We start from the raw sequence: 9,738 nt of genomic DNA on the forward strand, positions 1-9,738 counted from the left end.
CAGCTTTTTCTTTATAAAATCGATCTTACCAATCCACCTTCAACCCGAATTGCAGCTCCATTTGTACCAGATGCTAATGGACTTGCATAGTAGGTAACGGTATTGGCAATTTCATCAACCGAAAGAAATCTCTGCAGCAAAGAGGTTGGACGCATGTTCTTAAAGAAATCGACTTCTACTTCGGCAACCGAAATGTTTCCTGCTTTTGCTAAATCTTCAATAAAAGTGCCTACACCCTGAGATTTAGTTGGGCCAGGAAGAATACTGTTTACTGTTACTCCAGTGTTCTTACTAAGCTCGGCCAGGCCTCTGCTAATGGCTAACTGTGCTGTTTTTGTCATCCCGTAGTGGATCATTTCATCCGGAATAAAAACTGCGGATTCGCTTGAAATAAATATGATCCGACCCCAGTTTTTCTTTAGCATTTTTGGAAATAGGTTACGGGATAGTCTGATGCCACTCATTACGTTTACTTCAAAAAACCTGAACCAATCCTCATCCGGTATTTCTTCAAAGGGTTTTGGTTCAAAAATACCTGCATTGTTAACGAGTATATCAATATCGGGAAGGCTTTTGATTAATGTATTCACTTCTTCAGTATTTCCGAAATCGGCAGCCAGGCCTGAAACATCTGCACCCTTTACAAGGCTTTTTAATTTTTCAACGGCATCGGCAACACCACGTTCGGCGCGACCGTTGATAATCACTTTTACGCCTTCTTTTAATAAGCTGTGTGMAATTGCAAATCCTATTCCTGCTGTAGAACCACTAATAAAAGCGACTTTACCCTGAAGTTTTAAATCCATAATCTAAATTTAAGTTAAAACAAATATACATTATGAAGATCGGAAGTAGGAGATAATTAAGCGCGTATCTGCGCATGCAGTTACGCGCTTAATTAAAGTTCTTATTTGGAGTAAGTAACTACCAAAGGAAGGTGATCTGAGGCATGAATATCATTTATAACCTGATGAGAGGCAACCTTAAGTTTACTTCCTTTTTTTAAGAGAATAAAATCAATCTCTTTATCAGGATTTACATCTGGGATAGTAGGTGCACAGTTCTGATCGCAGCTGCGGGTAAAATGTTTCTCCAATATAGCCATAGCAGGGGTAGTAGCGGTAAGGTTAAGGTCACCGGCTAAAATAACCTCTGTTTTCCTATTTCCCAATATCTTGTTGATCTCGGCAACTTGTAATAAACGGTGCTCATTATTCAGGTCAAGATGGGTACAGGCAAAGTCCAATTTGCTGCCATTTGGCAGTGTAACATTTACTATTGCCAATGAGCGTTGCTCTGCTTTTAGTCCTTCTTTAAACGGAAGGGGGAAACGCTCAGATTTGTTGATTTTAAATTTAGAGAGTATAGCTACACCATATTCTCCTCCGTCGTAATCTATTCCTTTTGAAAAGAAACTATACATGCCTGTTAATTCTGCCAGCTTTTTTACCTGATCAACATTACCGCTTCGCGGAGTTAATACATCCAGTTCCTGCAAAGCTACAAGATCTGGCGACTGACTTTTAATGACATCAGCTATTGCCTGAAGATCAATTACGCCTTCCTGAGCAGGTGGATTTGCGTGATGAATGTTATAGGTCATTACTTTTAAAGAGTCTGTATTTGTGCTATTTGCCATAGCAAGCATACTACAGTTACTTAGGGCCAAAATTACCACCAGATGTTTAAGATATGTTTTCATATATGTGTTATTATAAATTAATTTTTGCCTTCCCAATTAGGATTTTGTACCAGGTTCCCATTCAACTGAAGCTCTTGTATTGGAATTGGAAATAGATAGTCTCTGTCTTCACGGAACGTTTTTGGTGTGCCCGGATTAACCAATACGTTGCCACCGCTAGTGTTGTTCTCAAGGATGATCTCACTTCCTAGTTTCAAAAACTGTACTCCTGGTCCTGTGGGTTTGTTGCCAGTATAAATTTCCACATCAGTTGTCCCGTTTTTATCCAGATCATATTTACCAAGCCCCGGGAAATACATGCCTTTATACGGTTCTGCATTCAGGTGTCCTTCTTTCCATCTCATCAGATCATTCCAACGCAGGCTTTCCATTACCAGTTCAATTCTGCGCTCACGTCTAACTTCTAAAATCAAACCTTTGTTTCCTCCATTTACATTTCGATACTGTGCAGCAAGATAAGCATCGGGGTTAGCATTTGCAGCAACAATATTTAAATTGGGCATTGCAACTCTATCGCGTAATAGTTTAACTGATTTGTCAATATCTGGTTGTGTTGCTTCTCCCAGTTCAGCTTTTGCTTCAGCGAAATTTAGCAATACCTCTGCCATTCTAAAAATAGGCATATCGTTATCAGATTTATTGAATGAGTCATTTGCTTCGCTTGTTACGTATTTTATAACCTGGTAACCAGTAGTTGAGGCATTAAACTCGGGTACTAAAATTTTGGTATTTCCTATACGCGTGTAGCCAGGCGTACGGATGGTTTGTGCTAAGCGTGGATCACGGTTTTGTACTTCTTCGTAAAATTGGATCTTATTAAATTCCGGTTTGTCGGTAAACCTGCTGCCGTCTTTCATGAGGTAGGTGTTTACCAGACTTTTGTTTAAACCCGGCCTGCCATACGATGCCGTAATGGTATAATAATTTAAGTTATGCCAAACTTGCAATCCGTTACTAAAACGTCTGGTTAAAATAACTTCCTGATCTATTGCAGCTTTCGAGGCAAAGAGATCGAAGTAAGACTTTTCTGGGGTTGATTTATATATGCTATACGGACCTGTGGTCATTAATTGATCTGAAGCTGAAACGGCTTCGCGCAGGAAACGATCGGCATCTGGTAGCGAAAATTCAGAATGATATTTTCTGAATGTACCTTCAAAAAGACATATTCTGGATTTTAGTGCCAGCGCAGTCCATTTAGTTACCCGTTCTACATTCTTGCCCTCATCAGCATTAGCAATGGCAAAATCAAGATCCGCAAGTACAGAATCCATTACCTGAGCCCTTGGTGTGCGTGCTTTTGATAAGGCCTCTTCGTCCTCAAACGCAATGGTTTTTGAGTACCATGGTACATCACCAAATCTGGAAACTTTGTCGAAGTAAAAGTATGCCCTGAAAAACCTTGCTACTGCTGCATACTTTTTACCGGCTTCTGCAGGCATAATGTTGTCGTAATTTTCCAGAAAGTAATTGATCTTTCTCAGTTCAGTCCATGTCCAGCCACCTCCGGAAATAGGTACTGTACGGTTTCCTGTAATCAGCTCTCCAAGATCGGACTTTACCACGTTATCTACAGCCTCGTTATAGATGCCTTCGGCAGAGGGAATAACAGTATAGAAGGAATTGGTATAAAGTTTTAGATCGCTTTCTGTTCTGAAAAAAGCATCAGGTGAAATTTGAGCCAAAGGTTGCCTGTCAAGGAAGTCCTTTTTACATGCCGTAAAAAGGATGCAAAGGGCAATTATTGATATTTTTATATTTTTCATCTTAGTATAGTTAATAGTTAAAAGGATACATCTAAACCGAAAGAGTAAAGTTTACTGAAAGGATATACCCTTGCGTTTGGATCTGCAGTAGAATTGTTATAATCGCCGGCTGCTTGCTCTGGGTCGATATAGTTCGAGCGCAGTTTGGTGAAAGTAAACAGGTTCTCTCCACTTAAATACACCCTTACTTTTGACAACTTTATCTTTTTCAATAGGGTTTCGGGCATGCTAAATCCTATAGTTAGATTTTTTAATCTGATGTATGCCAGATCCTGTAAATACTTATCGTTTTTAACATTTAACTCTCCTCTGTCATTTAATGCCTCGTAACCCCGCAGTTTTGGGAAATAAGCATTTGGGTTTTGGGGAGTCCATACGTCACTTAGGAAGTCTTTATCTACGAAAGAGTAATATGGACGAGAGAAGGGACCCCAGAATTTATCGGCATTGTTTCCAGGATACCACTGTTGTTTTCCTATTCCCTGGAACATCACCGAAAGGTCAAAGTTACCCCAGTTGAATCCTGCGTTGATACCATAAGAATAACGAGGCAGAGAGTTCCCTATCACCTCCATATCTCCATGATCTGTTAGTGTGTTTTTTCCATTATTTACCACTCCATCGCCGTTGATGTCGAGAAATTTTATATCACCGGCAGATAGTTTAGCCCAGTTTCCAGGTGCTTTTAAGCGTTGTTGATTAACATAGTCCTGATTTACTTTATAAGCCTGGGCTTCTGCATCTGTTTGGAAGAAACCGCCTACACGATAACCCCAAATCTCGCCTATTTGTTGCCCCACATAGTAGTTGCTCAGCAGGTTGTTTGGATTATCAAATCGGGTGATCTCGGCAGTGTAATCTGATATGCCAAAGCCAACATTCCAGTTAAATGGTTTTCCGGCCAATGAGCCGTTCTGTGTCCAGTTTAGGGCAAGTTCCCAGCCCTTGCTTTGCAAATCTGCTGCATTTTGTTTTGGTGAAGCAGCACCGAAAACCGAGGATACAGTTTTTCCGGCTGTTAACATGTCGAAAGTATTTCGAACATAGTAATCAAATGTAGCAGTTAAACGATTATCCAGAAATCCTGCATCTACTCCAAAGTTTGCAGAAGTTGCTCTTTCCCATGTTAGGTTAGGAGAAATAGGAGTTGGAGAGGATAAATATTCAGTCTTTTTTCCATCAGTTATATAGTCTATAGTTCCACGGGATAGTAGTGGGATATAGCCATATTCTGCTGCTTCTTGCTGATTGCCGAGCGAACCATAGGATCCTCTGAATTTAAGCTCGTCAACAATTCCTTTTAAGGGAAAGAATTTCTCCTGACTGATACGCCATCCTGCTGAAATGGAAGGGAAAAATCCAAAGCGACTTCCCGGAGGAAATTTAGAGGTGCCATCATAACGTCCATTTATTTCTAAAAGATATCGGCCTTCGTAATCATAATTTACCCTAAAGAATCCTCCTAGCAATGCATATTCATTGGCATTTCCATTAGCAAGAACATCACCTGATCCAAGATCGAGATCATTTAGGTCTTGTGATATTAGGTCGTTTCTTTGTGCAAACACTCTTTTGTAAGTATTTAATTCCTGATTATAACCTAGTAATGCTTTGAAGGTGTGTTTGCCTAATGTTTTGGTATAATCTCCGAATATATTTACGACATGTGATTGCCTTGTGTAATTGGTTTCATAATACTGATCAAACCCAAACTGACTGATCACTCCGGGATATATTGACCATGGTGCCTGTGCTCTGCGTGCCCAGTTGCTCGATGGCTTAAAGGTATAGGTGTAGTTACCTTTTAGTTCCAGTCCTTCGGCTAAATGAGCATTTACGTTAAATAGGTTGATGAACTCATATTCTTTTTCGTTCCCTTTAGATTTGCCATGCAGCAAATCTGCAAAAAGACCATCGCCAATAGTGTAGTTGTTCAGTTCTGTACGATAGGTTGCTGTGCCGTCTGGATTCATTGGCAAATAGGATGGTAATGCGTGTACGGATACTGAAACAAAATTGGCATTTACACCCCATCCTGGATAATCGTAGTTAGAAGCGTTGAACTGTAAGTTATTACCAACGGTTAACCATTTGTTTACTTTGGTATTTACTTTAGCACGTAGGTTATAGGATTTGTACTTGTCCTGATTTATTTGCATCATTCCGTTTTTCTGATACATACGTCCGGAAAACAGAAAATCAGTATTTTCACTTCCGCCAGACACAGATAGGGTATGATCCATACTAGTCTGCCTATCACGGAATATGGTATGCCACCAATCAGTATCGCCATAATAAACATACTGGTCTTTACCTTTTCTGTTGTCAATAATGTAATCAGGAAGGCTTTTGTCGGTTCTGCGTCTTAACAGGTATGCGTAATCCTCGTCCGTATAACCTGTATATGAATTTCCTACTGCACGGATAAAGGCCTCATCGTTCATTTTTGCAGCATCATAAGCATCGGTCATAAAATCGGTACTTGTTGTTGGGGCTGTAAAACCAAAATTATTGCTGTAACTGATTGTAGTTCTGCCTTTCTTCCCGTTTTTAGTGGTTACCAGAACTACACCGAAAGCGGCACGGGCACCATATATAGCGGCTGACGAGGCATCTTTTAGTACGGAGATGCTCGCTACGTCTTTAGGGTTCAGGTTGTTTATTGAACCGGGAACACCATCAACCAATACGAGTGGACTACCGCCGCTACCACCACTGTTAATAGAGGTAAAACCACGTACATTAATCTTTCCATCTGATCCTGGTCTGCCGTCTCCAAAGGAGATATTTAAATTGGGAACGGCTCCTTGTAAGCCCTGGGTTATGTTGGCTATCGGACGATCTTCAAGCGTTTTGGTGTTTACAGTGGCTACGGCACCTGTCAGGTTCACTTTTTTCTGCGTGCCATAACCAACTACTACAACCTCATTCAGGTCGCTCTGATCTTCCAGCATTCTCACAATTAATGAAATTTGCTCGCCGGCTTTAATTTCATAATTCTTTAAGTTTTGCGTGCGAAAGCCAACGTAACTGATTATAAATGAATATCCTTTACCAGCAGGCAGATCGGTAAAGGTGAATAAACCTTTACTATCGCTGGATGTGGTTTTTTTTAGCTGAGTAGACTCGTTAACAGCCATAACAGAAACACCAACAAGTGGGAGGCCCTTTTCGTCGTTAATTGAACCGGTTACCTTGCCCCCCGTATTTACCTGGGCAAGACCCAGAGAGGTGATGCTGAGCCCTAGCAGAAGTAATAGGAGCCTTCTGCTAAAGCGTTTTAAAAAAAGAGTAATTTTTAACTGCATGATTTTGGTTGTTTAAAGTAGATTGTGATTTATTATGGTTTTTATTAAATGATGATTTCTTATTTTTCTTCTGTAATTTGATAAGAGCTATCAGGAAGCTCAGTTATAGTCAGGTTGTTTAGCAATGCGATTTTATTCAGTATTTCTTTCAGCTTGTCTGTTCCATTGAATTGCCCGGTTAAAAGGATTGGCTTTTGAACTTTATTGCAATTTATTGGTCGGTTATAGCGCTCTGAAAGTTCTGAGCAAACTTGCGCTAATGGTGTTTTATCAAATTCGAGTACCCCACCAACCATAGGAGCTGTGTTTTCAATTGCAGATGGTTTTGGTTTTTTTATTTGCATTTGTTGTCTTAAGCCTTGCTCAAACTGAGTAATTTTTACTTTTCCGGCAGCGTAGCGAAACTGCTGGCCAGGATAAAGTATAACCTGGTTGAATGGTTCTTTTGATGCCCCGGTTGCTCTTTCTATCATTATTTTTCCTTTAAAGAGTCGCACCTCTACGTTAGTTCCTTTAAAGGCTCTTACACGGAAGGAGGTTCCTAGGGCTGTGGTATTGATGCCTTCTCCTGTAACTGTAAATGGACGGGTGCTATCATGGGCTACATCAAACGTGGCCTCGCCTTGCAGCATTAGATTTCGTTGGCTTGGGGGGAATGGTTGTTGGTATTGAAGGGTGCTGTTCGGACTCAATTTAACAACGGAGCCATCTTTTAAATTGATTACCTGTGCCGTTGAATCGGAATTGTGTATTGTAATCTGCTTATTTTGAGACGCGGGTTGTTGATAAGATAGTTGTTGTTTATTTCCTTCTGGAACAAGGTATTTCACTGTAAGTATTGTTAGAACAGCGTAAGCCAGTACGGCAGCAACGGCTGTCCAATTGAATTGCTGCCACCATAGTATTTTAACACGCCCGGCTTCTATCCATTCTTCTTCCGGCAGCAAACGTTCTAATAAGCCCGGATCATTCTTAAGACAATTGTGTACATATTCTGCCTCAGAGGGGCTGCATTGTTGATTGAGGAATTTTTGAAGCAGTTGCTTGTCCATTTTGATCGCATTTATAATACTAATACGCAGCCAAAATGCTTTGCCTCTGCTCTTTACATAAATTTAATGTTATTAATATTTTGGTAACATGAGGGTCGAAGCGTGTTACAGGAAAAAAAAGAAAACATTGTCTCTTAATTTTCTCCTAAGGAGCTTTAGGGCTTTTCCGATATGGTCTTCTACGGTGCTGGTAGAGATAGACATCATTTGTGCAATTTCTTTATGGGAATACCCTTCGATCCGGCTTAGCTGGAAGACCTTTTTCCTTGCCGGAGGTAATGCCGAAATTGCAGAATGGATGTCGTCATTAAGCTGTTTTACCAGGGCATCATTGATTGCAGAAGGTTCTCCAACAACATCAAGGTAACCCATTTCTGTGCTTTTGCGTACGGCTAACCGTCTTATTTCATCAATCATTACTGTTCTGCAAATTCTGAATAGCTGTACATTTAGGGCTATATTTGGGTTTAATGCAGATGCATTTTTCCAAAGTTTAATAAAGCTCAACTGAGCCAGCTCTTCAGCGAATGTTACAGATCCGGTACGCTTGAATAAATAAGTATAAGCTTGACGATGGTAAGTGGAATAAACGTTCGAAAAAGCTTTATCACTACCGGCTATTAGATCAATAAGGAGAGCATGATCATCTTTCGGGTACATCTACATCATTTTGATCTGCAAAAAGAAACAAATAGTGTTGCAGAAAATATATAAACAGATTAATTTTTTGTTAAGTCTGCGCTGGTTCTGCCTTTGGCCCAAATATCTCTGATTGTATCTTCATCGCCATGTCCATTAGGCACGGCGGCACTGCGGTTATTGGCATCATACCATTTCTTATTGGTAAGTTTTGTAGTTTGTCTGCTCCCTGGCATTTCAAGAAATCCATTAGGATCAGCCTTTGCAAGCCAATTATAGGCATGGTGTAGCCAATCTCGACGGTATTGATCACTTTGCTTTGCAAACCAGCTGATCTCATCGTACCCCCAAACGTAAATATCTCCAACAGGTTTGCCCGGCGACTTACTTGCACCAAAGTTATCCAGCTCTGCCAAGTAGGGTAGGTGTTCGCATGTCCAGCCACTTGGAGTTATTCCGCCTTTGCTGCGGTTAAAAAGAGCGTCAGAATGCCCAACTTTAAGAATTGCTTCTTCCGGTTTTTCAGGTGTTTCCAGAATCCTTAAAGGGAAAGAATGAAAGTCCATAAGCAATTTGCCTTCGCGTACAAAGCCACCACTTGGAACATGTGAGTCGCATATCAGCATCTTTCTTCTGGCATGCTTAGCTGCATAACCTCTGATAAGATCTAATACCTGCGCATAATGATCAAGGTTCTTATCATTTTTATTCATTAACTCAACCTGGCCAAAGTGTATACCTTCTATGCCTGCATCAATATATGAAGCGGCAAGAAAATAGAAGAGTAGTTTTGTTTCAGATCTGCTGATGTCGGGCACGCCCGAATTTCCCCAATGTTTATTCATTCTTCCGTCCGCATAAAGTATATCTGAATAGCGGAAGTTTCGTTTTTCAACCGGAAGGCTGAGTGCTTTAAATGCCCATTCCGGTACAGGAACTTTTTCAATTTCAGGGGTAACGATTTCAAAGATACAAGCTTGTAAAATGATATCCGGATCTACCTGATGTACTCTAGCTGCCAGCTGTTTTTCCTGCTCAAAGTTCTTTAAAAGATCAGCTTCGCCTCCCCACTGGCAAACTGCGCGACCGATGAACTTAGCACCTATGTTTTTAATCATCCTTAAGTTATCGTCAAAATTGCCTTCTCCGGTAAGCATCCTTTGCATAGTTATTGAACGATCTAAATAATTTTCCAATACTTTTCTTGAGATCTTGCCTTTAAACTTATAGTCAGTTTTTTGAGGAGAAGTAGTTGCTGCTGTATGTATGCC

The 9,738-nt window shown here is 40.5% G+C and carries 7 protein-coding genes; all 7 read right to left on the reverse strand.

The annotated features are described in order from the left end of the window. Positions 1-11 precede the first annotated feature (11 nt). Positions 12-806, reverse strand: coding sequence for an SDR family NAD(P)-dependent oxidoreductase (locus AC1DDX_RS03000; RefSeq protein WP_477621769.1), 795 nt, complete (start codon positions 804-806; stop codon positions 12-14). Between the two features lie 101 nt (positions 807-907). Further along, positions 908-1,702, reverse strand: a complete 795-nt coding sequence (locus tag AC1DDX_RS03005; protein WP_337716421.1) for an endonuclease/exonuclease/phosphatase family protein — start codon at positions 1,700-1,702, stop codon at positions 908-910. Between the two features lie 17 nt (positions 1,703-1,719). Continuing rightward, on the reverse strand, positions 1,720-3,468 hold the full coding sequence (locus AC1DDX_RS03010; protein ID WP_337716423.1) for a RagB/SusD family nutrient uptake outer membrane protein: 1,749 nt from the start codon (positions 3,466-3,468) through the stop codon (positions 1,720-1,722). A 17-nt stretch (positions 3,469-3,485) separates the two neighbouring features. Further along, positions 3,486-6,776, reverse strand: a complete 3,291-nt coding sequence (locus tag AC1DDX_RS03015; RefSeq protein ID WP_337716425.1) for a SusC/RagA family TonB-linked outer membrane protein — start codon at positions 6,774-6,776, stop codon at positions 3,486-3,488. Positions 6,777-6,835: 59 nt separating this feature from the next. Next, complete coding sequence (locus tag AC1DDX_RS03020) at positions 6,836-7,828, reverse strand: FecR family protein (RefSeq protein ID WP_337716426.1); 993 nt, start codon at positions 7,826-7,828, stop codon at positions 6,836-6,838. A gap of 105 nt (positions 7,829-7,933) precedes the next feature. Beyond that, positions 7,934-8,488, reverse strand: coding sequence for an RNA polymerase sigma factor (locus AC1DDX_RS03025; RefSeq protein ID WP_337716428.1), 555 nt, complete (start codon positions 8,486-8,488; stop codon positions 7,934-7,936). Positions 8,489-8,547: 59 nt separating this feature from the next. Beyond that, the coding region (locus AC1DDX_RS03030) for a hypothetical protein (protein WP_477621770.1) at positions 8,548-9,738 on the reverse strand (1,191 nt) is incomplete at its 5' end.

The organism is Pedobacter sp. 10L46_2, from assembly GCF_056395165.1.